Source organism: Sphingomonas sp. LM7, assembly GCF_002002925.1.
Lineage (GTDB): Bacteria > Pseudomonadota > Alphaproteobacteria > Sphingomonadales > Sphingomonadaceae > Sphingomonas.
In genome coordinates this window covers 2,769,924-2,791,341 of sequence record NZ_CP019511.1, presented here as the reverse complement: position 1 = coordinate 2,791,341, position 21,418 = coordinate 2,769,924, and the positions used below count along the sequence as shown (strand labels likewise).

19 protein-coding genes and 1 tRNA gene are annotated in these 21,418 nt (G+C 67.7%); 16 read left to right on the top strand and 4 right to left on the bottom strand.

Annotated elements, in window-relative coordinates:
- Window positions 1-4: 4 nt before the first annotated feature.
- Entirely contained in the window at window positions 5-442 is a 438-nt protein-coding gene (locus BXU08_RS12705; protein ID WP_077510395.1) for a hypothetical protein, read from the bottom strand.
- Window positions 443-631: 189 nt separating this feature from the next.
- Between BXU08_RS12705 and BXU08_RS12700 the strand changes: the two genes are divergently transcribed.
- The 7 genes from BXU08_RS12700 (at window position 632) to BXU08_RS12670 (ending at window position 9,027) form a co-directional block, all read left to right on the top strand.
- The gene (locus tag BXU08_RS12700) at window positions 632-2,884 is read left to right on the top strand and encodes a DUF2460 domain-containing protein (protein WP_077510394.1); all 2,253 of its coding nucleotides are present in this window, start codon (window positions 632-634) and stop codon (window positions 2,882-2,884) included.
- On the top strand, window positions 2,881-3,687 hold the full coding sequence (locus tag BXU08_RS12695) for a DUF2163 domain-containing protein (protein ID WP_077510393.1): 807 nt from the start codon (window positions 2,881-2,883) through the stop codon (window positions 3,685-3,687). The genes BXU08_RS12700 and BXU08_RS12695 overlap by 4 nt, the downstream gene beginning before the upstream one ends.
- Entirely contained in the window at window positions 3,684-4,082 is a 399-nt protein-coding gene (locus BXU08_RS12690; RefSeq protein WP_077510392.1) for an NlpC/P60 family protein, read from the top strand. The genes BXU08_RS12695 and BXU08_RS12690 overlap by 4 nt, the downstream gene beginning before the upstream one ends.
- A 1-nt stretch (window position 4,083) precedes the next feature.
- Complete coding sequence (locus BXU08_RS12685; protein ID WP_077510391.1) at window positions 4,084-6,255, top strand: phage tail protein; 2,172 nt, start codon at window positions 4,084-4,086, stop codon at window positions 6,253-6,255.
- The gene (locus BXU08_RS12680; protein WP_077510390.1) at window positions 6,255-6,758 is read left to right on the top strand and encodes a DUF2793 domain-containing protein; all 504 of its coding nucleotides are present in this window, start codon (window positions 6,255-6,257) and stop codon (window positions 6,756-6,758) included. Before BXU08_RS12685 ends, BXU08_RS12680 begins: the two co-directional genes overlap by 1 nt.
- 110 nt (window positions 6,759-6,868) lie before the next feature.
- Window positions 6,869-7,999 carry an OmpA family protein gene (locus BXU08_RS12675; RefSeq protein WP_077510389.1) on the top strand — a complete coding sequence of 377 codons (1,131 nt, stop codon included), beginning with the start codon at window positions 6,869-6,871 and terminating at the stop codon, window positions 7,997-7,999.
- 116 nt (window positions 8,000-8,115) lie between these two features.
- Entirely contained in the window at window positions 8,116-9,027 is a 912-nt protein-coding gene (locus BXU08_RS12670) for an alpha/beta hydrolase (RefSeq protein ID WP_171982510.1), read from the top strand.
- On the opposite strand, the gene BXU08_RS12665 is transcribed toward BXU08_RS12670, so the two are convergent.
- Window positions 8,919-9,659 (bottom strand): folate-binding protein YgfZ, encoded by a 741-nt coding sequence (locus tag BXU08_RS12665; RefSeq protein WP_077510387.1) that lies wholly within the window; start codon window positions 9,657-9,659, stop codon window positions 8,919-8,921. The two genes, BXU08_RS12670 and BXU08_RS12665, sit on opposite strands and share 109 nt — an antisense overlap.
- A gap of 44 nt (window positions 9,660-9,703) precedes the next feature.
- Between BXU08_RS12665 and BXU08_RS12660 the strand changes: the two genes are divergently transcribed.
- Window positions 9,704-11,029 (top strand): dihydroorotase, encoded by a 1,326-nt coding sequence (locus BXU08_RS12660; protein ID WP_077512358.1) that lies wholly within the window; start codon window positions 9,704-9,706, stop codon window positions 11,027-11,029.
- Window positions 11,030-11,133: 104 nt separating this feature from the next.
- A complete protein-coding gene (locus BXU08_RS12655) occupies window positions 11,134-11,919 on the top strand; it encodes an energy transducer TonB (protein ID WP_077510386.1) in 786 nt (261 codons plus the stop codon).
- A 96-nt stretch (window positions 11,920-12,015) separates the two neighbouring features.
- Here BXU08_RS12655 and BXU08_RS12650 read toward each other — a convergent pair whose 3' ends face one another.
- Window positions 12,016-13,974, bottom strand: a complete 1,959-nt coding sequence (locus tag BXU08_RS12650; protein ID WP_077510385.1) for a PAS domain-containing sensor histidine kinase — start codon at window positions 13,972-13,974, stop codon at window positions 12,016-12,018.
- A 98-nt stretch (window positions 13,975-14,072) separates the two neighbouring features.
- The gene (locus BXU08_RS12645) at window positions 14,073-14,819 is read right to left on the bottom strand and encodes a DUF1134 domain-containing protein (protein WP_077510384.1); all 747 of its coding nucleotides are present in this window, start codon (window positions 14,817-14,819) and stop codon (window positions 14,073-14,075) included.
- A gap of 152 nt (window positions 14,820-14,971) precedes the next feature.
- Here BXU08_RS12645 and BXU08_RS12640 point away from each other — a divergent pair.
- The 7 genes from BXU08_RS12640 to BXU08_RS12610 all read left to right on the top strand — a co-directional run bounded on the left by BXU08_RS12640 (window position 14,972) and on the right by BXU08_RS12610 (window position 21,354).
- A tRNA-Ser gene (locus BXU08_RS12640) sits at window positions 14,972-15,064 on the top strand.
- Between the two features lie 449 nt (window positions 15,065-15,513).
- A complete protein-coding gene (locus BXU08_RS12635) occupies window positions 15,514-15,783 on the top strand; it encodes a hypothetical protein (RefSeq protein ID WP_077510383.1) in 270 nt (89 codons plus the stop codon).
- A 64-nt stretch (window positions 15,784-15,847) separates the two neighbouring features.
- Window positions 15,848-16,807, top strand: coding sequence for a hypothetical protein (locus BXU08_RS12630; protein WP_077510382.1), 960 nt, complete (start codon window positions 15,848-15,850; stop codon window positions 16,805-16,807).
- A 9-nt stretch (window positions 16,808-16,816) separates the two neighbouring features.
- A complete protein-coding gene (locus tag BXU08_RS12625) occupies window positions 16,817-18,631 on the top strand; it encodes a type I secretion system permease/ATPase (protein WP_077510381.1) in 1,815 nt (604 codons plus the stop codon).
- A gap of 3 nt (window positions 18,632-18,634) precedes the next feature.
- Window positions 18,635-19,975 (top strand): HlyD family type I secretion periplasmic adaptor subunit, encoded by a 1,341-nt coding sequence (locus BXU08_RS12620; protein ID WP_077510380.1) that lies wholly within the window; start codon window positions 18,635-18,637, stop codon window positions 19,973-19,975.
- 10 nt (window positions 19,976-19,985) lie between these two features.
- Entirely contained in the window at window positions 19,986-20,336 is a 351-nt protein-coding gene (locus tag BXU08_RS12615; RefSeq protein ID WP_171982509.1) for a hypothetical protein, read from the top strand.
- 82 nt (window positions 20,337-20,418) lie between these two features.
- Entirely contained in the window at window positions 20,419-21,354 is a 936-nt protein-coding gene (locus BXU08_RS12610; protein WP_150125527.1) for a helix-turn-helix domain-containing protein, read from the top strand.
- Window positions 21,355-21,418 lie beyond the last annotated feature (64 nt).

Below are 21,418 nucleotides of genomic sequence, written 5' to 3'. Positions count from 1 at the left end.
GGATTCAGAGAAGCGACCAGATCGCGGCGAGCAGGAGCAACAGGCACAGCAAGCTGCCCCATGCCAGGCGGGCAGGGCCCATTGTGACGGGGTGGCCGTTGCGGAGCACGCGTGGTTTCACCAGTGGCGGGATCGCGCAGCCCGCCCCTGTGGACACATTCGTCCAGCGATCCGCTTCGCGCAGTTGCAGGACGGTCCAATATGGCTGTTTCCGGCCGACCGCATAATAGAGCAGCGCACGCGCTTCGCCGGTTATCAACCCATCGACCGCGGCACAGACGCGCTCCCAATTTTCAGGATCGTCGAGCGGAAACACGTCCGCATACCACCGGTCTCCACCGAAGGTCAGCTCGTCATCACTGAATGAAAACCAGAGTTCAAAATCCAGGCCCGGCTGGCGAGGCCAGGTGCAGGACAGGGCGACCGGAACGTCTTCGCTCATTCGACGCGAAGCGAATGCCGCGCCGCGATCTCGGCAAGCATGTCGCGGACGCGGGTGAGAAGGGCTTCTTCCCGTCCTTCCTCGCGGACCGGCCATCTAGCCATGGGACAGCGCGTGACGGGCGAACATGTCCTCACCGTAGCAGCCGACGATGAATCGTGAAGAGCGCCAATGCAAAGGGGGCAGGGAATGGCACACTGGCTGGCCGAGACGCGGCGCGGGCAGATGGAGGGCGTGATTTCGCGCTTCGATCCTGCCTATTGGACGGTCAATTTTCCGCGTCCGATGATGGCGAGCGTAACGACGACGGCGCCCGATGCGCTGCGCGTCGATGCGGTGTTCTATCGGCAGGACGATCTTGCCGGGCTGATCTGGGAGAGCGAGGACCGGCACGACCATGTGCTGCTGCGCTACGCGACCGGCCGCGATTATCGCGGGTGCCGGTTGCGATTCCGCTGGCGGTCTTCCGGGGTGGTGGCGCTCGATGCGATCCACGGCCCGGTGCTGACGATCGAGGGGCGCGATGCGGGCGGCAATCCGCGCGCCTGGTATGTGCGGCTGTGGAACTACGCCGTCGGGACGCCCGAGGAGGCGGTGGTCACGATCGACTTCGCCGATGTCGCGGGCGGGTTCGTGCTACCGGACGAGGCGGATGCGGTGTTTGCGGGCGATGTCGACCGGATGTTCGTGTCGCTGGTGCCTGCCGGGTACAGCGCAAGCGATGCTCCACTGCCGACGCCGGTCGAGGGCTGGGTCGAGCTTGGTGACATGGTTTGCGAGGGGCCGGGTTCCGTGCTGGCGATCGGCGATGTCGTGGTGCCCCAACACGGGCTGCAGATCGCCAATGGCTATGACGATTGCTACCATCTGACCCCGGCGCGGGTGCTGCGAAACGCGCTCCAGCTCGGCTATCGTGGAAGCATCCTGCATTATGTGGGCATGAGCCATTATTTCCGGCTCGAGGCCAATTCGGGAGGCTATTATGCCAGCCTGGCCGGCGGCACGCTCAATATGGCGTGCGCGGCGTGGCATGGCGATTTCGCGCGGCGGGCCGGGGCGCTCGGCTATGAAGTGATCTGGTCGCTTTCGTACGAATTGCTCGACCAGCATTGCTGGAACGACTGGAAGCAGCGCGCGGCGGACGGGTCGCCGGGGCTTACCGGCTGGAGCCCGCCCTCGGCGCTGCTGTCACCGGCGCATGACGGGGCGATGTATTATCTGCGCGTGGTGGCGCTGGCGTTCGTCGGAATCGCGCAGGCGGCGGGGCTGGCGGTGAAGTTCCAGATCGGCGAGCCGTGGTGGTGGGTGATGCCTGACGGGCGGCTGTGCATCCATGACGATGCGGCGCGCGTCGCCCTGGGCGATCCGGCCGAGCAGAATGTGCGCGGGAGCGTCGATACCGAAGTGCTCGATGCGGCGGGGGCGCTGCTGGCGGCGTCTACGCTGGCGCTGCGCGACGTGGTGCGCTGGGCGCCGGGGGCGGAGGTGCTGCTGCTGGCATATCTGCCGACGGTGCTCGACCGGGCGATGCCCGAATTGCAGCGCGCGAACCTGCCGGTGGGCTGGGCGGCGCCGGCGTTCGATATACTCCAGCTCGAGGATTATGACTGGGCGGCGGCGGGGAACGAGGCCGCGAGCGGCAAGGGGCTGGCATTGGCGCAGGCGCGGCTGGGTTATCCGGTGAGCGACCAGCATTATCTGGCGGGGTTCGTACTGAACCCGGCGGACAAGGCGCAGTGGCGGCCGATCGCCGCGGCTGCCGAACGCGGGAGGCGGCGCGGTGTCGCGGCGACGTTCGTCTGGGCGCTGCCGCAGGTGCTGCGCGACGGCTTCGTACACTTTGATCAGGAGAGTGATGTGGACGCGTTCGACGACGTGGTGTTTCCGCTCGCGCTGGGACGCGAGGCCGAAGTGGCGCCCGAGGTCTCGACGGCGATCGTGACCAGTGCGGGCGGGCGCGAGAACCGCAATGCCGAATGGGCCGAGGCGCGGCTGCGCTACGATGTCGGCCCCGGGGTGCGATCGGAGGCGGACATCGCCGCGCTGATCGGTTTCTTCCGGGCGCGGATGGGGCCGGCGCGGGGGTTCCGGCTGCGCGATCCGTTCGATGCCGAGGGTGTAGATGAAGTGCTGGGGACGGGCGACGGCGCGCAAGCGCGGTTCCAGCTGGTGCGGCGCTATGGCGACGTGGTGCGGCGGATCACCCGGCCCGTGGGCGGCAGTTTGCGCGTGGCGGTGGACGGACTGGCGACGGCGGCGTTCACGCTGGGTGCGGGCGGGGTGGTGACCCTGGACGTGCCGCCGGACGTGGGCGCCGTGGTGAGCGCGAGCTTCGACTTCGACGTGCCGGTGCGCTTCGCCGAGGATCGGCTGACGGTGAGCCGGGCGACCTATCTTGCGGGGGCGGCGGCTTCGGTGCCGCTGGTCGAGGTGCGCGAATGAGCTGGCTGGAAGGCGAGGTCACGACGTTGGCCTTGTGCTGGCGGATTGAGCGGCGCGACGGAGTGACGATCGGAGTCACTGCGCATGACCGCGACCTGGAGATCGACGGCCTGGTCTATCGCGCGGCGCCGGGGATGACGCCGAGCGCGATCAGCCGCAGCGCGAGCCTGGACGCGGACAGCATGGACGTGACCGGCGCGCTGACCAGCGCGGCGATCAGTGAAGCGGACTTGCTGGCCGGGCGCTGGGACGGGGCGCGGGTGGCGCTGTTCGCGACCGACTGGTCGGCGCCGGGGGAGCAGGTTCCGCTCGGCGAGGGGACGATCGGCGCAGTCGAGACGCGCGGCGACGTGCTGACCGCCGAGCTGTGCGGGGTTTCGGCGGCGCTGGAGCGGGCGGTGGTCGAGGAGACGTCGCCCGGGTGCCGCGCCGAGCTGGGCGACCAGCGATGCCGGGTGCCGATGGCAGGGCGGCGGCGGTTCGCGCGGGTGATTGGAGCGGACGGCGCGGTGCTGCAGCTCGATGCGGCGGAGCCGGTGGGCAACGCTTATGGCGGCGGGCGGCTGCGCTGGTTCGGCGGCGCGAATTCCGGGCTGGAAGACGCCATTGCCCGCTCGGACGGGGTGACGGTGACGCTGCGGCGGCCGACGCGGTTCGCGGCGGTGGGGGCGCTCGTGGAGCTGGTGCAGGGGTGCGACAAGAGCCTGGCGACCTGTGCGGCGCGGTTCGGAAATGCCGTCAATTTTCGGGGCGAACCGTTCCTGCCGGGGATCGACCTGCTGACGCGCTATCCCGGCGGATGACGCCTGGCGAACGCGCCGTCGCGGCGGCGCGGGCGGCGCTGGGCGTGGGGTTCCGGCTGCATGGGCGGGGCGCCGACGGACTCGATTGCGTGGGGCTGGTGGCGCTGGCGCTGCGCGCGGAGGGGTTCGCGGGGTCGGTGCCGAGCGGCTATCGGCTGCGGAGCGGCGACGCCGGGCGAATCTGTGCGGCGATCGCGGCGACCGGCCTGGTGCCGGTTGCCGATGACCAGGCGGGCGACCTGCTGCTGATGCGGCCGGGGCCCGGGCAGCTGCACTTCGCGATCCGGACTGAGACGGGAATGATCCACGCCGACGCGATGCTGCGGCGCGTGGTGGAGCGCGACGAGCTACCCTGGCCGGTGGTCGGGCGCTGGCGGATCGCCGGGGGAGACTGACATGGCGACGATGGTATTGATGGTCGCCGGCACCATGGTCGGCGGTCCGGTGGGCGGCGCGATCGGCGCAATGATGGGCAATGCGTTCGACCGCGAAGTGCTGTTCAAGCCCAAGGGGCGCGAGGGGCCGCGGCTGAACGAGCTGCGCATCCAGACATCGTCGTACGGAACGCAGATTCCGAAGATATTCGGAACGATGCGCGTGGCGGGATCGGTGATCTGGTCGACCGACCTGATCGAGCACCGCAGCAGCAAGAGCGGCGGCAAGGGGCGTCCGAGCACGACGAGCTACAGCTATACCGCGTCGTTCGCCGTGGCGCTGTCGTCGCGGCGGATCCTGGACGTCGGGCGGATCTGGGCGGACGGCAAGCTGCTGCGCGGTGCCGCGGGCGACCTCAAGGCACGCAGCGGACTGCGGATCCACCATGGCAGCGAGGCACAGCAGCCCGATCCGCTGATCGCAGCGATCGAGGGGGCGGGGCAAACGCCGGCGCATCGGGGACTTGCCTATGTCGTGTTCGAGGATCTCGAGCTCGCCGATTTCGGCAATCGGATTCCCTCGCTCAGCTTCGAAGTGATTGCCGATCCGGCGCCGCTGCCGGCGGGGGGGATCGCTGCGGAACTGGGTGCGGAGCTGCTTGCTAGCCCCGAGGCGACGGTGTCGCTTGCAGGCTTTGCCGCGGCGGGCGCGAGCGTGCGCGCGGTGGTGGAGACGCTGGCGGGCGCGGCGGGGGGCTGGTTCCGGGCCGATGCGCAGGCGCTTACCTTGTTGCACGGCGGCGGCGGGGCGGCGATTGCGCTGGCCGATGTCGGCGCGGGCGAGGGGCAGCGTGGCGGCAGGCGGCGCGACATCGCTGCGGCGGAAACCGCGCCGCGTACGCTGACGCTCGCGCATTATGAGCCTGCGCGTGAGTATCAGGCCGGGGTGCAGCGCGCGGTGCGTCCGGGTGCGGGCCTGCGCGACGCCCGGATCGAGCTGGCCGCGGCGATCGATGCGGGTGCGGCACGGACGATGGCGGAGGCGGCGCTGATGCGGCTCGACGTCGAGCGCGAGCGGCGGACGCTGGCATTGCCCTGGCGCGCTCTGGCGGTCCGTCCGGGCGAGCGGGTTACGATCGAGGGTGCGCCGGGAATATGGCGAGTCGACCGCTGGCGGCTGGAGGCGATGGTGGTGGTGCTCGAGTGCGTTGCGGTCGCGCCCGGCGCGCTGGCCGAGACGGCGAGCGGCGGCAGGGTGCTGCCGGCGCCCGACCTCGCAATGGGCGAGACGGTGGTCCATGCCTTCGACCTGCCGCCGCTGGGCGGCCTCGCGACGGCGCCGCGGCTGGCGATCGCTGCGGGTGGAACCGGGCCGGGCTGGCGAAGCGCGGGGCTGCTGGTCAGCGTGGACGATGGCGCGAGCTGGACGCCCGCGGGCGTCACGCCGATGCCGGCGGTGCTGGGGACGGTGGTGACGCCGCCGGGCGCGGGGCGGAGCGATTTGGTGGATCGTGTCAATGTCGTCGAGGTCGAGCTCGCCAACGGGGCGATGCTGCTGGGCGATGCCGATGCTGCTGCATTGGCGGCCGGATCGAACCTCGCGATGGTCGGCGACGAGCTGCTCCAGTTCGCGCAGGCGGTGCCGCTCGGCGCACGGCGATGGGCGCTCAGCGGGCTGTGGCGCGGCCGGCGCGGCACCGAACCGGCGATCGGCAGGCAGGCGACGGGGGACCGGTTCGTATTGATCGAGGCCGAAACGCTGGTGACGCTGGAACTCCCGGCGCAGACGATCGGCTCGGTGGCGCGCGTGCTGGCGCAAGGCGTGGGCGACAGCGACGCGGCGGAAGCGCAGGCCGAGATGCGCGGCGTCTCGCTGGTTCCGCCCGCGCCGGTCCATCTGCGTGCGCGCCTGTTCCCTGACGGGACGACCGAAATTCGCTGGGTGCGCCGCAGCCGCAACGGCTGGGACTGGATCGACGGCGTCGATGCGCCGCTCGGAGAAGAAAGCGAGCGCTACCGGCTCGGCCTCACCGGCGGCGGCGGCGATGTGCGCGTCATCGAGGCGAGCGAGCCGCGGATCGTGCTGAGCGAAGACGCGCGCGCGGGTGTCGTTGCCGTCGCCGTGCGCCAGATCGGCGCGCACGGCCTGTCGCCGCCGGCGACGCTGGATTTGCCGCTGCCCGGAGAAGCCTGATGACCGACTACATGACTCACCGCCTTGCGCTGCCGCTGCTCCAGCCGGGACAGGCGCAGAAGGAGATGGCCCATAACGAGGCGCTCGCGCTGCTCGATATGGTTGTGCAGGGCGCGGCAGTTGAGGCGGGACTCGATGTGCCGCCCGCTTCGCCCGAATTGGGGGCGAGCTGGATTCTGGGCGCTTCCCCGAGCGGCGCGTGGACGGGACATGCGCACGAGATCGCGGGTTGGACGGGCGCGGGTTGGATTTTTATGCCGCCACGGGAGGGAACCCGGCTCTGGCTGGGCGCAAACCGGGGCATGGCGGTGTTTTCCAGCGGCGAATGGAGGCTCGGAGAGGTCCATGGAAAAGTTTTTGTCGAGGGAGATCAGGTGGTTGGCCCAAGACTCGATTCGATCACGGAACCACTGGGTGGGGTGACTGTTGATGCCGAAGCGCGAGCCACGATCGTTTCGATACTGGAAGCAATGCGTGCACATGGTTTGATCGACAACGATTGAACCTGTGACGTTCATGCAACAGTATCGGGTTTTGTGCGCTTGCGCAGAAACTTTCGTTTCGGTAGTGAGTTTGTCGCTGTCCGTAGTGACAACTTTGAAAGGGGATTAATATGCGGAAGCTTGCCGTAACTCTGGCACTTGCGACGACCGCGCTCAGCACGCCCGCTCTTGCACGCGACGATGCGTGGTATGTGGGTGTCGAGGGCGGCGCCATGCTGGTCGAAGACATCGATTGGGACGTGAATGCTGCAATCGACGCCACCACCGTCGATCACCGCGCCGGCTTCGACGTCGGCGGTACTGTCGGCTACGATCTCGGCGTTGTCCGCCTCGAGGCCGAAGTCGGCTATCGTGCAGCCAACGTGACCGGCCTTCGCTCGACCACCACGACTCCGTTCGTGACCGGTTCGGGCGGCACCGCCTTCGCGGCAGCCGGCAGCTATGACTATGCGGGTGGCCGTACTTCGGCGCTCAGCTTCATGGTCAATGCGCTGTGGGACTTCGGTGATGACGACGGCGTCCAGGGCTTTGTCGGCCCGGGTCTCGGCGTTGCTCGCGTGAAGAGCCGTCTGGGTCTCAACACCAATGGCGACGCAGTGGACGATTCGGACACGGTCGTTGCCTGGCAGGCAATCGCGGGTGTCCGCGCGCCGATCTCGGACAACATCGACGTTTCGCTGAAGTATCGCTTCTTCAACGCACCCGGTGTCGAGCTCGTCGATATCGCGGGTCGCCAGTGGTACGGCCGTTTCCGGTCGCACAGCATCATGGGTGGCCTGACCTTCAACTTCGGCGCGCCTGAGCCCGAGCCGGTCCCGACTCCGGAACCGACCCCGGCACCGGCCTACACGCCGCCGCCGGCTGCCGAGCCGGTCGCACCGGTCGTGCAGTGCACCCCCGGACCGTACATCGTGTTCTTCGACTGGGATAAGTCGGACATCACGCCGGAGGCCGCGAGCATTCTCGACAACGCCATCAGCAACTACCAGACCTGCGGTAACGCACAGGTCATGCTGGCGGGCCACGCTGACCGTTCGGGTTCGGCGAGCTACAACGTCGGTCTGTCGCAGCGTCGCGCTGACTCGGTTAAGACCTATCTGTCGGGCCGTGGCATCTCCGACGGTGTCATCTCGACCGAAGCGTTCGGCGAAAGCCGCCCGCGCGTCGAGACCGCCGATGGCGTCCGCGAACTGCAGAACCGTCGCGTGGAAATCATGTACGGCCCGGGTTCGGGTCAGTAAGCCACGCGGGTTCTTCGGAACTGCAAGGATTTGGGGAGGTCGGGAAACCGGCCTCCCTTTTTCTTTGGTGACGCTTCCGGCGAAGTTGCAGGAAGCCCGGCCCCATGAGCAATAGGATGGCCCTGCGCATCGTCGCGATCGTGGGAGCGCTGTATTTCACGATGCTCGGGGCACTGTTCGCCGGGCAGCGCGCGCTGATATTTCCCGCGCCTCGCGACGCGACCACTGCGCCGCCGCCGGGCTTTTCGGGCGTGGTGCTGGAGACCGAGGATGGCCTTCGCCTTGCGGCCGCCTATCGGCGCGGGTCCGCCACGCTTCCCACCCTGTTGTTCTTCCACGGCAATGGCGACCGCCTGACCGGCGCGGCCGCCGCGGCGCGTGGGATCGCAGCGGCGGGCTATGGCGTGCTGCTAGTCGAATATCGCGGCTATGCGGGAAATCCCGGCAGTCCCGGCGAGCAGGGGCTGTATCGTGACGGACGCGCTGCACTGGCGTGGCTGGAGCAGCGCGGGATCGCGCCGCGCTGTGTCGTCGTGATCGGCAACTCGATGGGATCGGGCGTCGCGACCGAAAATGCCGGCGGCGCGCCGGTGGCCGGGCTGGTGCTGGTCTCGGGCTTCACCAGCCTGCCCGATGTCGTCGCGCCGCTTTATCCCTGGCTGCCGGTGCGGATGCTGCTGCGCGACCGTTTCGACAATCGGGCGAAGATCGCGCGCGTGGAGGCGCCGATGCTCCTGCTTCACGGCACCGCCGATCGCCTCATCCCGGCACGTCACAGCATCGCGCTCGCCGGCGCCGCGCGGAAAGCGAGGCTAGCGCTTGTGCCGGGGGCGGGACATGATCTGGCCTATACGGCGCGATCCCAGACGATGATCCTGAACTGGCTGAAGCAGACCGGGCGCGCGTGCCCGGTGCAGGGTCAGGCGGCGGGCGCGGCGACGAGGGCGGCGGCCAGCCAGTCCGGGACGATCGCGTCGCCGAGCGCTTCCACGCGCCGAAGCTCGACCATCAGGCCGAAATCGGGATAAAGCGCCCGCGTCTTGTCCCCCGCCTCGCCGATCGGCGCGACGACGAGGCGGCGATTGACCTTGGCGCGGTAGTGCATTCGCGCCGTATTTTCCTGGCCGACATAGCATCCCTTGGTGAAGCTGACTCCGGCCAGCTCCGAAGCATTGCATTCGAGCCACAAGGTCTTGTCCTGGCCAAGCTCGGCGGCGCCCTCGGTTACGCCGAGGCGGAGGCGGTGTTCGTGCCAGCCGGTCGCGGGGAGCTCGCCCGACGCGCCGAGCCAGCGGCGGCCAAGCGCGGCCAGGCGCGGATCTGCGACGCCTTCCTCGCCTTCGCGACGCCAATGGACACCACCATCGACGGGTTCGATCACGATCGGCCGGCGCAGGCGATATAATGTCAGGCGGCGGGCGAGCGCTTCGCGAGCGGTAGCCTCACAATCGATCAGGATCGCGTCCCCGTTCGCCCACAGGATGAAATCGAACAGCGCCTTGCCCTGCGGCGTCAGCAGTCCGGCCCATTGCGGCGCGCCGGGCGCCACCTGCGCCAGGTCCTGAGTCACCAGCCCTTGCAGGAAGCCGCGTACGTCCTCGCCGCTCACGCGCAGCAGTGCGCGATCGGGCAGCCATGTTCCGGGACTGGTCTCGTTCATGAGGAACAGGTAGGGGCAGGGCCCCCGTGACGGAAGAGGGCGATATGACGAGCGTCGATCTCAAACTCATCAATGGCCGTGTGCATTTGCCCGGCGGCCCGGCCGAAGCCGATATCGGCGTAACCGGTGGCCGCATCGTCGCGATCGGCAATGTGGGCGATGCAGGCGAGACAGTGGACTGCACCGGGCTCGACGTGCTGCCCGGCGTGATCGACAGCCAGGTTCATTTTCGCGAGCCGGGGCTCGAGCGCAAGGAAGACCTGGAGAGCGGCAGCCGCGCGGCGGTGCTCGGCGGGGTGACCGCGGTGTTCGAGATGCCGAATACGAAGCCCAACACCGACAGCGCCGAGGCAGTGAACGACAAGCTGGCGCGCGCCAGGGACCGCATGTGGTGCGATCATGCGTTCTATGTCGGCGCCACCGCCGCCAATGCGCCGCAGCTCAAGGAGCTCGAGCGGTTGCCGGGCACGGCGGGCGTGAAGATCTTCATGGGCGCGTCGACGGGCGATCTGCTGGTCGCCGAGGATTCGGAGCTGGCGCGCGTGCTCGCATCGGGCAAGCGGCGCGTGGCGATCCATGCCGAGGACGAAGCGCGGATGAATGCGCGGCTGGACGAGCGCATCGCGGGCGACCCGGCGTCGCATCCGGTGTGGCGCGACGACGAGAGCGCGCTGCTGGCGACGCAGCGCATCCTGCGGCTCGCGCGCGAGGCCGGGCGGCGGATCCATGTGCTGCACATCACCACGCCGGCCGAGCTGGAGCTGCTGGGCAAGCACAAGGACATCGCGACGTGCGAGGTCACCCCGCAGCACCTGACGCTGGCGGGCGAGGAAGCCTATCCGCGGCTGGGGACCTGGGCGCAGATGAACCCGCCGATCCGTTCGGGCGCGCATCGCGACGGACTGTGGCGCTGGCTCAACCAGGGCGTTCCCGATGTGATCGGATCCGACCATGCCCCGCACACGCTGGAGGAAAAGGCCCAGCCCTATCCCGCCAGCCCAAGCGGCATGCCCGGGGTGCAGACCTTGCTGCCGTTGCTGCTCAACCATGTTGCCGAGGGGCGGCTGACGCTCCAGCGGCTGATCGACTTGACCAGCGCCGGGCCGCAGCGCGTGTTCGGCATCGTCGGCAAGGGGCGCATCGCCGTCGGCTATGACGCCGATTTCACGGTCGTCGACCTCAAGGCGCGGTGGACGATCGAAGAGGAATGGCTTGCCTCCAAGTGCGGCTGGTCGCCCTTCACCGGCATGACGCTGACCGGCAAGCCGCTCGGCACGATCGTCCGCGGCAATCGGGTGATGTGGGACGGGCAGCTCGCCAATGCCGCGATCGGCGCGCCGGTGCGGTTCGAGTCGGTCGAGTTCGGCTGAGCCCGACGTCGGCGTAGCGGGACGATGCATCCCGCGGCCTCACCGCACGTTTCTATCGCTGATCCTGCGGAGGACGTTCCTCCCGGGCCAGAGCGACTAGTGTCATGGGTTTTGTGCGATCGACTCGAGCGGAGCGCGGCAGGGCGGCGCTGGGTGCCGCGGCGCTGACCGCGGCGCTCGGCTATGCGCTGATTGCCGGGCTTGCATTGGGCGGCAGCGCCGTGCCCGAAGAAGCGCTCCAGCTGTTCGAGGTCGGACCCGATCCGCCTCCACCGCCGCGCGAGACGCTACGCCCCCACCAGGTGCAGAGCCGTCGCCGCGAGGGCGCGGCCTCGCCCCCCAATTTGCGATCCGAACCGACCGAGGTCGTCGCGCCGGCTCCGGTCGTGCCATCGCCGCCGCCGCCGGTGGTCGCGGCGCCGATTGCGGGGACAGGCGCGGCCCCCTCGGCGGGTAGCGCCGATGTGGTCGGGCCCGGCACCGGCAGCGGCGGGGAGGGCGACGGGCGTGGCAGCGGCGGCGCGGGCGACGGCAGCGGCGATGGCGGCGCGGAGACTCCGCCGCGCTGGGTCCGCGGGCAGCTGAGGGATTCGGACTATCCCGATGGCGCGGCGGAGTCCGGGACCGGCGGCACGGTGGGCGTGCGCTACCTCGTCTGGACCGACGGACGCGTCCGGGATTGCGAGATAACCCGGTCGAGCGGCAGCGCGGAGCTGGACGCGACGACATGCCGGCTGATCGAAGCGCGGTTCCGCTTTCGCCCGTCCCGCGACACGCAGGGCCGATCGGTGCCTGCAGTGATCGTCGAGAACCATAGCTGGATGATCCGTCGCGAGCCTGCCGAAGCGCCGCCGCCGCCGCCCAGGCGCCGGGCGCGCTGGCCCTGGTGAGGCTAGCGCATATTCACATTCGGGTTTCGAGGTCTTTCTCAGAGCGCAGCTTGATAGAAGGGGCACCTGCTATACGCGCCACCTACCCGAGATGCTCTAGCGGCGCTTGCGTCGCGAGAATTCGAGCACTGCCGCGCTCGGGCGCCGGGCGGCGACTGCCTGTTCGACGGCGGGCAGCAGCTGATCCTGGCGGAACGGCTTGGCGAGCCGAGTGAAATCCGCGGCTATACCCTCGGGCAGCTCGGCATAGCCCGAGACGAGCAAGACCGGCAGCGCCGGCCATCCTGCCTGCGCGGCCTGGGCGAGCTGGGCGCCGGTCATCTCGGGCATCGCATAGTCGGTGACGAGCAAATCGACGCGGTGTTCGCCGAGCAGCTGGAGTGCTGCCTGGCCCGATTGGGCCTGGAGCACGCGATGCCCGGCGTCTTCGAGCATCGCGGCGGTGTTGATGAGCACCAGTGCGTCGTCGTCCACTGCCAGCACCACCAGCTGGTCCGGTCCCGGCGCGTCGCCGCTGGCCTCGTCGGGGCACAGCTTGATCGCGTCGTCAGAAACCGGGAGCCAGATATCGGCGGTGGTGCCTTCGTCCAGCCGGCTGTCGAGCACCAGCCTGCCGCCGCATTGCTCAGCGAAGCCGTGGACCATCGACAGGCCGAGCCCGGTGCCCTTGCCGATGCCCTTGGTAGTGTAGAACGGCTCGGTGGCGCGGGCCAGCGTATCGGCGTCCATGCCGCCGCCGCTGTCGGTGACCGACAGGCAGACATAGTCGCCCGGCTTGAGGCCTTCGCCGGTGAGAACATGCTCCTCGCGCGCGGCGATCACGATCCGCCCGCCATCGGGCATCGCGTCGCGCGCATTGACTGCGAGGTTGAGCAGCGCAAGCTCGAGCTGCGCGGGATCAGCATGCACGCGCTTGAGCATCAGCGGGAACTGGGTGTCGATGCGGACGCCACCGCCGATGGTGCGCTGGAGCAGCTCGGCCATGCCGCGCACCAGCGCGGCGGGATCGACCGTCTCGAGCTTGAGCTCCTGTTTGCGCGCAAAGGCGAGCATGCGCTGAGTCAGCGTCGCGCCGCGCTCGGCCGCCTTCATCGCATTGTCGATGAAGCGCGAGATGTCGGCGCCCTCGGCCATCTTGCGGCGGGCAAGATCGAGGCTGCCGACGATCGCGGCGAGCAGATTGTTGAAGTCGTGCGCGACGCCACCGGTCAGCTGGCCGAGCGATTCCATCTTCTGCGATTGGAAAAACGCCTGTTGCGCCTGCTCCAGCGCAATCTGCGACTGGCGCCGTTCGGTGAGATCGCGGGTGATCTTGGCGAAGCCAATCAACTCGCCCAGCGGATCGTGCACCGGATCGATGACGACGCTGGCCCAGAACCGGGTGCCGTCCTTGCGCACGCGCCAGCCTTCGGCTTCGAAGCGGCCTTGCGTGCGCGCCTGCTCCAGCGCCCTGGCCGGGAGGCCGGCCGCGCGATCTTCCTCGCCGTAGAAATCGGAGAAATGCCGGCCGATGATCTCGTCTGCCAGATACCCCTTGAAGCGTTCGGCGCCGGCGTTCCAGCTCGCGACATGGCCATCGATGTCGAGCATGTAGATCGCATAGTCGGTCACACTCTGGACGAGCAGGCGGAACCGCTCTTCGCTGCTGCGTAGCGCTTCTTCGTTGGCGCGGCGTTCGGTGAGGTCGCGCGTGACTTTCGCGAAGCCGATCAACTCGCCCGAGGCTTCGCGAATGGGATCGATGACGACATTGGCCCAGAAGCGCGTGCCGTCCTTGCGGACGCGCCAGCCTTCAGCTTCGAACCTGCCTTCGTGCTGCGCGGTCCGCAGCGCATAGGCCGGGATTTCCGCCGCGCGATCCTCGCTCGTGTAGAAGCGCGAGAAATGCTGGCCGATGATCTCGTCCTGCGTATAGCCCTTGAAGCGCTGGGCGCCGGTGTTCCAGCTCACCACCACGCCAGTGGGATCGAGCATGTAGATCGCATAATCGGCCACGCTCTGGACGAGCAGCTCGAAACGATTTGCGCCGGATTCGATGGAAGCGGCAGGCGTCATGGGTTCCCCGCGGGTTCCGCACACGACCCGGCTCACCGCGCAAAACGCGAAGCGAGGAAGCTTGTTCCCAAATGGCTGAAATCAGGCGGCTGACCCGATCAGAATGGCAGCCAGCGCTGCTTCTCGCTGAATTTCATGTAGCCGGCATTGACGCCGAGCCGCCAGCCGACGCCGAGGCGCACCGGGATCAGCACGACATCGCCGCGGCGCAGATAGCCCGCCGAAAAGCCGCCGACGAAATAGACGCGGCCTTCGCCCGAGGGGAACCGCTTGTAGAGTTCCTGGCTGTCGTAGAGATTGTAGACGAGGACGAAGACCTTGTTGGCATCGCCGCCGATGTCGAAGCCGATCGACGGGCCGGTCCAATAGACTTTGCGCTGGCCTTCGACCTTGTGGAAGATCTCGCCCGAGCCATAGCGCAGGCCGACGCCGATCGCGCCACCCGCCTCGCGCCCGGCGATATAGGCATTGGGCTGGCCCTGATCCTTGAGGATGTCCTCGATGATCCCGGCAAGGCCCGAGGCGCCCTTGCCGAACACGCCCTCCGCCGCGCCGATCAGGTCGTCGCGCTGATAGGTGTTGGTCGCCTGCGCGCGCGCGCCGGCGGCGGTGGCGTCGACGGGCGGCTGAACGGGCTGCGGCGCGGGGATGGGGTCGTCGCGCGGAACTTCCTGATAGGCGCCCTGGTCGATCGGCTGCGGATCGTTGCGCACGGGCGGCGGCGCATCGAGGTCCGAATCGATCGCCGTGTTGGGATCGATCGTGGTGATCTGGGCGGCAGCGGGAACTGCGCCGAGCCCGAGTGCGGCAGTCGCCGCCCACAGCATCAAGGTCCGCACGCGCATTCTTCACCCCCAAAGTCCGATAGCCTACGCTACTTGCATGCGCCTGACGCTGCAATGAACGGGCAACGACGGGAATCGATTTCGCGTCAAGGCGGTTCTGCCGTTGATCCGCGAAAAGACCGTCGCTATAGCGCTCCGCTCGGGCCCCTTCCGGAGACGTGGGTGAGTGGCTGAAACCAGCGGTTTGCTAAACCGCCGTAGGGGGATTACTCCTACCGAGGGTTCGAATCCCTCCGTCTCCGCCAGGGCTATGCCCAAATCCACTTGATAGTGCCGCTTTTCGGAGATCCTGCGGGATCTATGCGATGTTGCGCATCCGGCTCGCTGCCGGGTGGGAAGTATCAAGGGCGTTCTGAGGCTGATCGAAGTTAGAGCATTAATAAGAAAATTGCCGGTGAGCGGGCACCACCGCATTTTTCCAGCTTTAATTCGTATCTTCCCGGTTCAATTACGTGCCCAATTCGATCATTTCGACATCGTATCAAAGTGATCCGGGGCCGGTGTTCTGCGGGCTGCAAACCCGCATCCCGTCAGCATCGTTACGGGTCAGACTAACGGCCGGGCCGGGCCCATTTTAGACGATTTGGCGCGATTTCAGCCTCGAACCAAGTCTGGAACGTCGCATATCGTGCCGGGTTCTACTGCTGCGCTCCACGACGAACGCACATAACATCAATAACTTAGGAGTAGAGCCATGAGCCCCCTCAGCGGCATTTTCAGCGATGACAGCGAATCGAGCTCGAACTCGAGCGACGGCAATCTGGTCAGCGACGTCACCGGCGACGTGAGTTCGACGATCGGCCTCGACGCCAACAACAGCTCGGAATCTTGGAGCCAGGACGAAGATGGCAATCAGAGCTATGATTCGAGCGACACCGGCATCGGCCTCGATACGAGCACCGACGGCCTGCTCGGTTCGGTGACCGACGCGATGGGTTCGTCGGACCAGTCGAGCTCGGACTGACCCCTAGACGAGGCTGGGTCCGGACAGCGGACCCAGCCTCCTCTTGCATCCGGGATTGTCCGCCATGCTCGATCCTATCCTGCTCAACCCGGACAACCGCCTGCTTGCCTGGTCGACGCAGGATTTCGGCCTCTATGGCGGGCAGACTCCGATCGATCTCCAGATCGGAGAGGCCAAGCCAGCGCCAGGCGCACCGCCGGCCGACGTACAGACAGCCGCTGTGGGTATCGCGCAGGCCGCGCCGGCAGCGTTAGCTACGACCCCGGTCGAACCCGGTGCTGTGGTCGCCGAGGCGCAGGAACCACCCGAGGCCACGCACCTTTCCGGCGCAACAGCCTATCCGGGCTTCGCGCTGGACCTCGCGGCACTTCAGGCTCCGACATTCCTCACTGCAGCCGCGCCGGCTGCCTTGTCCGTTTTCGCGCCTGCCCATCCCGGTGGCACAGTCCACGCAGCCGCGCCCGCTGAAGCGCCGACATCATCGACAGGGGCGGCAGAAGCCGTGGCGTCGGGTGCACCGTCGGCCCTCGCGGAGATGGCTGGCCATGTCGTGACGAAGGCACCGCTGGTGACCGACGCCGGCGCCGCGGTGCATGACGCGATCGATTTCCTTACGACCACGGTCGATATGGTCGCACAGACCGTGACGCCGATCCTCGATTCGGTGACCTCGCCTGTGATCGACGCCGTCGCGGAGCTGGCTTCGGCTCCACTCGACGCAGCGACGTCGGGCCCGCTGGCGGAAGCGGTGTTCCCCCTTGTCGACGACCAGCTCGGCGACCTGCTCGGCGCCGATCCGGTGGGAGGTATTTCGACGCTCGTCAGCCTCGTCTCGATCAGCGACGTGTTCGACGTGAGCGACAGCGGCATGTCCGAAGCGTCTGCACCCCTTCTCGTCCCCGACCTGCTCGACACGCTGGCGACCGATATTCCGCTTGGCGACGCGTTGCTGGGCGACACCGGCCATCACGACGACAATCCGCTCGGCGACTTGCCGCATGCCGATACGCTCGGCCTGATCTGAGGAGCCAGGATGAAGCAACCCACCACCCCGAGCGAAGCCGAGGCACTTCAGGCAAGGGCCGCCGAAGCGGCAGCCGAAGTCATCGCGATGGACAGCGCCTATCGCGCCGCCGAGCTCGAGCAGGGCGATGAGTTCGCCTCGGCGCTGATGCAGTGCAAGCGCCCACTGATCATCGCGGCGCTGTTCAGCGGCGGAGTCAATCTGCTGTTCCTCGCGTCGCCGATTTACCTCATCCAGGTTTATAACCGGGTGATCCCGAGCGGCAGTATCCCTACGCTGATCGGGCTCAGCTTTGCGCTGTTGCTTGCGCTCGGCACGATGGCGCTGTTCGATTCGGTGCGCGCGCGGCTGCTGATCCGTGCGGCGGCGCGGCTCGACCGGATTCTGGCGCATCGCGTGTTCCAGGCAGTGATCGATCTCGCGCCGGCGCGCGGCGCTACGGCCCGCAATGCCCAGTTGCTGCGCGACCTCGACCAGTTCCGATCGGTGCTGGCGGGGCAGGGGGCACAGTTCTTCTTCGACGTGCCCTGGATGCCGCTCTTCCTGCTGGTGCTGTTCCTGATCCATCCGTTGCTTGGCGCCGTCGGGCTGGCCGGCGCGGTTTCGCTGCTGGTGCTCGCCTTCTGGAACGATCGAGCGACGCGCGAGAGCGCCAAGATCGCGGCCGAAGCGGCGAACCGGAGCTATGCCTTTACCGACAGCGTCGCGCGCTTCGCCGGACCGGTTCGCGCGATGGGAATGAACGACCGGCTTGCGGTGCGCTGGCACATCGATCGCGATACGATGATGCGCCGCCAGGCCGAGGGCAGCGACCGCAATGCAGGCTTCGCCTCCGCGATACGCTTCCTGCGCCTCACCTTGCAGAGCGCGATGATCGGGATCGGCGGCTATCTGGTAATCGAGGGTCAGATGCTCGCCGCCAGCATCTTCGCCGCCAATCTGCTTCTGGGCCGCGCGCTGGCGCCGCTGGAAGTCGCGGTATCGGGCTGGCGTTCGATCGCACAGGGTATCCAGGCCGGCCGACGCGTGCAGAAAGGCCTGAGCGAAGCGCCGCCGCGCAGTTCGAAGGTCAAGCTGCCCGACCGCGACGTCGAGATCGAGATCCGCGGCATGCGCTTCACACCGGCGGGCGGCCGCCGCCCCGCGCTGGACGCCATCAATCTCGACATCGCCGCGGGCGAGGCTGTCGGCATTGTCGGGCCGAGCGGCGCCGGCAAGAGCTGCCTCGCGCGCCTGCTGGTAGCCGTGACCAATCCCAGCCAGGGCAAGGTGCTGATCGGCGGCATCGAGGGGCGGCACTGGACCGCCGAGAACCTCGCCCGGTATGTCGGCTATCTGCCGCAGACCGTCGGCCTGTTTCCCGGGACGATCCGCGACAATATCGCGCGCTTCTCCGACGCGCCCGACGAGGAAGTCGTCAAGGCCGCCCAGCGCGCCAATGTCCACGACATGATCCTCTCGCTCCCCGAAGGCTATGAGACCGAGGTCGATAGCGGCGGCGCGAGCCTCTCCGGCGGGCAGCGCCAGCGCATCGGACTGGCCCGCGCCATGTTCGGGTCGCCGCGCCTGCTCGTGCTCGACGAGCCCAACGCGCATCTCGACGCGGATGGCGAGGAAGCGTTGGCCGCGGCGCTGTGCACGCTCAAGTCGGAAGGCTCGACGATCGTGCTGATCGCGCATCGGCTCAATCCGATCGCGCATGTCGATCGGGTGATCGTGCTGTCGGGCGGCCAGCTCCAGCTCGATGGACCCCGCGCGCGCGTCTTCCGAAAGGTGCGCACCGACGTGGTGCGGTCGATCGCCCGCGAACCGGTGGAGGTCTGATCGATGAAGCTCGAATTTCCCCATTTCGGTGGCGGCGCGGCGCTCCCCTTGCCACGGCGCCTGATCGAACGCCGGATGCGCCAGTTCGACGTGCAGCCGCTCGACGACACCCGCCGGACGATCCGCTTCGGCGTGCTCGGTGCCTTGCTGTTCTTCGGGCTGTTCGGGATGTTCGCCGTGTTCGTGCCGATCAACGGCGCCGCGATCGCACCGGGCCAGGTCTCGGTCAGCGGCAGCCGGCTGGTGATCCAGCCGATCGCCTCCGGCCTCGTCGCGGAAATTCTGGTGCGCGAGGGACAGCAGGTACGGGCGGGCCAGCCGCTGGTGCGGCTCAACGGCGTGCGCTCCGGAGCGGCATTGCGCCAGGCGCAGGCCAAGCGCGACGCGCTGCGCGCCACGGAGGCGCGACTGGTCGCCGAGATCGAAGGCCGCGACACGTTGACCTTCCCTGCCGATCTCGCCCAGCGCGGCACGGATCCGACTGCCGCCGCAGCGATGCAGGCACAGCGTGCGCTGTTCGTGCGGCACCGTTCGGTGCTCTCGGCCGACCAGGGGATTTCGGGCACCAAGCTCGATTCTGCGCGCGCCAGACAGGCGGCCGCCGAAAAGCAGCTTGCCCTGATCAACGACGAGCTGGCGGATTACCGCATGCTCTATGCCAAGGGTTTTGCGCGCAAGACCACCATCCGGGCGCTCGAGCGTAACGCGGCGCAATTGGAGGCAGATCGCGTCTCGGGCCTCGCAGCCATCGAAGAGGCCGAACTCACCATGCGCCGCACGCGCGATTCGCAATCGGTCGATCTCGTCTCCGAGCTGAAGCAGACGCAGGATCAGTTGGCCGAGATCAATCCGCAGCTCGACGTTACGCGCTACGAGGCGGACCGCGATCTTTTGCGCGCGCCGGCGGACGGCCGGGTTTCCGGGGTTGCCCAGGTCGGTCCGGGTACGGTCGTCAATGCAGGACGTACGCTGATGGAGCTGGTGCCGTCGGGACGGGCGCTGATCATCGAGGCGACCGTCGATCCCAAGGATATCGACGATGTGCGCGTCGGCTCTGAAGCGATCGTGCGCTTTTCCTCGGTGAACCCGCACGGCCAAACTGCGTTCAAGGGCAAAGTCGTCACGCTGTCACCTGCGGCGGTCGCGGGAGAGGAAGCCAATGCCGCACCGCGCTATCACGCCCAGATCGTGCTGGACGACCCAGCGGCCGTCGAGCGCGCGGGTGTCATGCTCCAGCCGGGCATTCCGGCGAGCGTCAACATCACCACCCAGGCGCGAACGCTGTTCGATTATCTGATGCAGCCGTTCGGCGACGCGGTGAGCAAGAGCTTCCGCGAAGAATAGGAGAGAGCAGATGTCGGGATTTATGAGCAGGGTTTTCGACCCCGAAGCGAACGATGGCACGGCTGGGCAGGACGCCGCCGCCGATAACGAGGGCGATGGCAATTACTCGGAAAGCGGGAGCGAGGGCCATTCCGACACGTCGAGCCATGGCTCCGAACAATCGACATCCGCCGATGCCGACACCGGCGTGGGTATCGACGTCACCATTCCGCTCCATCTCGAGACCGGCGTCGAATATCAGACCGAGGACGGATCGGGCGGCTGGAGCAACACCACCGATGCGACGCTGACGGTCAGCACCAGCGCCATTCTAGGGGCCGCTGCCGACGCCTCCTACGGCGAGGACTCCGCTACCTACTGAACCCGCCTGGCAGTGCGTGCTGCATCCAGGGGTGTATTCGCGCGCGTATCTTCAGAACCCTTCATCGATCGAAAGGCCGGACTTGGCACCTGCCAGGCAGTCATCGGAAAATCTGGATCGCCTGCTGGCGACGATGGACGTCACTGTCCGGCGCTTCGTTGCCTGGGACGTGGCGGACGGCAAACGCGTCGAGGCTGCGCCATGCAATGCGATTCTCGTCCATTATGTAGTGACGGGAACCGTTACGCTCGTCGGCACGGGCGAACCGCCACGCAATTGCGCGGCGGGCACGATGATCCTGACTCCGCCGGGATTGGAGATCAGCCTGTTGCGCGCGACGGGCGATGCCCGGGTCGCTTCCGCTCTGGTATTTGCCCGGCTGTCGGGCAGTTTCGGACTGCTCGATCATGCCACGGTTCTGTTCATCGAAGACGTGAGCGATGCGCCGATGATCCAGCTCGCCTGGGAAACCATGGTGCGGGAGGCCGGCAAGATGCCCCAGGCGCTGGGGACCGTCGCGCTGGTCAGTACCTTGATGAAGGCGTGCATCCTCACGGTGCTCTGCCGCTTCTTCCAGCGTCCCGGCAGTACCCCGCGCATCATCAGCGCGTTGGCCGATCCGCGCCTGGCAAGTGCCGTCGCGTCGATCCTGCAGGAGCCCGGCGCGCCGCATACGGTCGATCGTCTGGCGGAGTGCGCTGGCCTAAGCCGCTCGACCTTCGCGCGCCAGTTCAGCCAGATACTGGGATCGGCGCCGATGGAGTTCGTCGCGATGACCCGGTTGCATTATGCCGCCAAGATGCTGCGATCCAGCCGGATGCCGATCAAGACGATCGCTGCCAGCAGCGGCTTTTCGAGCCGCAGTCATTTCTCCCGCACCTTCCGCCAGGAATATGGCAGCGATCCGCGCGCGTACCGTCAGCAGACGGGGGAAAGTGCGCCAGCGGATTTCTCGAGCGAGATGCCCGGACCAGGACCGGATGCAAGGATTCAGGTCGATCCGGTATGCGTATTGTGAGGGCGTGAAACGCCGCACGGCGCCTGGCCAATACCGTCGGACAAGCGAGATAACTCGATATTCA

Bases quoted from the DNA above. Each gene is read 5' to 3' on its own strand.
- BXU08_RS12705 (WP_077510395.1), bottom strand. From the start codon at position 442: ATGAGCGAAGACGTTCCGGTCGCCCTGTCCTGCACCTGGCCTCGCCAG.
- BXU08_RS12700 (WP_077510394.1), top strand. From the start codon at position 632: ATGGCACACTGGCTGGCCGAGACGCGGCGCGGGCAGATGGAGGGCGTG.
- BXU08_RS12695 (WP_077510393.1), top strand. From the start codon at position 2,881: ATGAGCTGGCTGGAAGGCGAGGTCACGACGTTGGCCTTGTGCTGGCGG.
- BXU08_RS12690 (WP_077510392.1), top strand. From the start codon at position 3,684: ATGACGCCTGGCGAACGCGCCGTCGCGGCGGCGCGGGCGGCGCTGGGC.
- BXU08_RS12685 (WP_077510391.1), top strand. From the start codon at position 4,084: ATGGCGACGATGGTATTGATGGTCGCCGGCACCATGGTCGGCGGTCCG.
- BXU08_RS12680 (WP_077510390.1), top strand. From the start codon at position 6,255: ATGACCGACTACATGACTCACCGCCTTGCGCTGCCGCTGCTCCAGCCG.
- BXU08_RS12675 (WP_077510389.1), top strand. From the start codon at position 6,869: ATGCGGAAGCTTGCCGTAACTCTGGCACTTGCGACGACCGCGCTCAGC.
- BXU08_RS12670 (WP_171982510.1), top strand. From the start codon at position 8,116: ATGGCCCTGCGCATCGTCGCGATCGTGGGAGCGCTGTATTTCACGATG.
- BXU08_RS12665 (WP_077510387.1), bottom strand. From the start codon at position 9,659: ATGAACGAGACCAGTCCCGGAACATGGCTGCCCGATCGCGCACTGCTG.
- BXU08_RS12660 (WP_077512358.1), top strand. From the start codon at position 9,704: ATGACGAGCGTCGATCTCAAACTCATCAATGGCCGTGTGCATTTGCCC.
- BXU08_RS12655 (WP_077510386.1), top strand. From the start codon at position 11,134: ATGGGTTTTGTGCGATCGACTCGAGCGGAGCGCGGCAGGGCGGCGCTG.
- BXU08_RS12650 (WP_077510385.1), bottom strand. From the start codon at position 13,974: ATGACGCCTGCCGCTTCCATCGAATCCGGCGCAAATCGTTTCGAGCTG.
- BXU08_RS12645 (WP_077510384.1), bottom strand. From the start codon at position 14,819: ATGCGCGTGCGGACCTTGATGCTGTGGGCGGCGACTGCCGCACTCGGG.
- BXU08_RS12635 (WP_077510383.1), top strand. From the start codon at position 15,514: ATGAGCCCCCTCAGCGGCATTTTCAGCGATGACAGCGAATCGAGCTCG.
- BXU08_RS12630 (WP_077510382.1), top strand. From the start codon at position 15,848: ATGCTCGATCCTATCCTGCTCAACCCGGACAACCGCCTGCTTGCCTGG.
- BXU08_RS12625 (WP_077510381.1), top strand. From the start codon at position 16,817: ATGAAGCAACCCACCACCCCGAGCGAAGCCGAGGCACTTCAGGCAAGG.
- BXU08_RS12620 (WP_077510380.1), top strand. From the start codon at position 18,635: ATGAAGCTCGAATTTCCCCATTTCGGTGGCGGCGCGGCGCTCCCCTTG.
- BXU08_RS12615 (WP_171982509.1), top strand. From the start codon at position 19,986: ATGTCGGGATTTATGAGCAGGGTTTTCGACCCCGAAGCGAACGATGGC.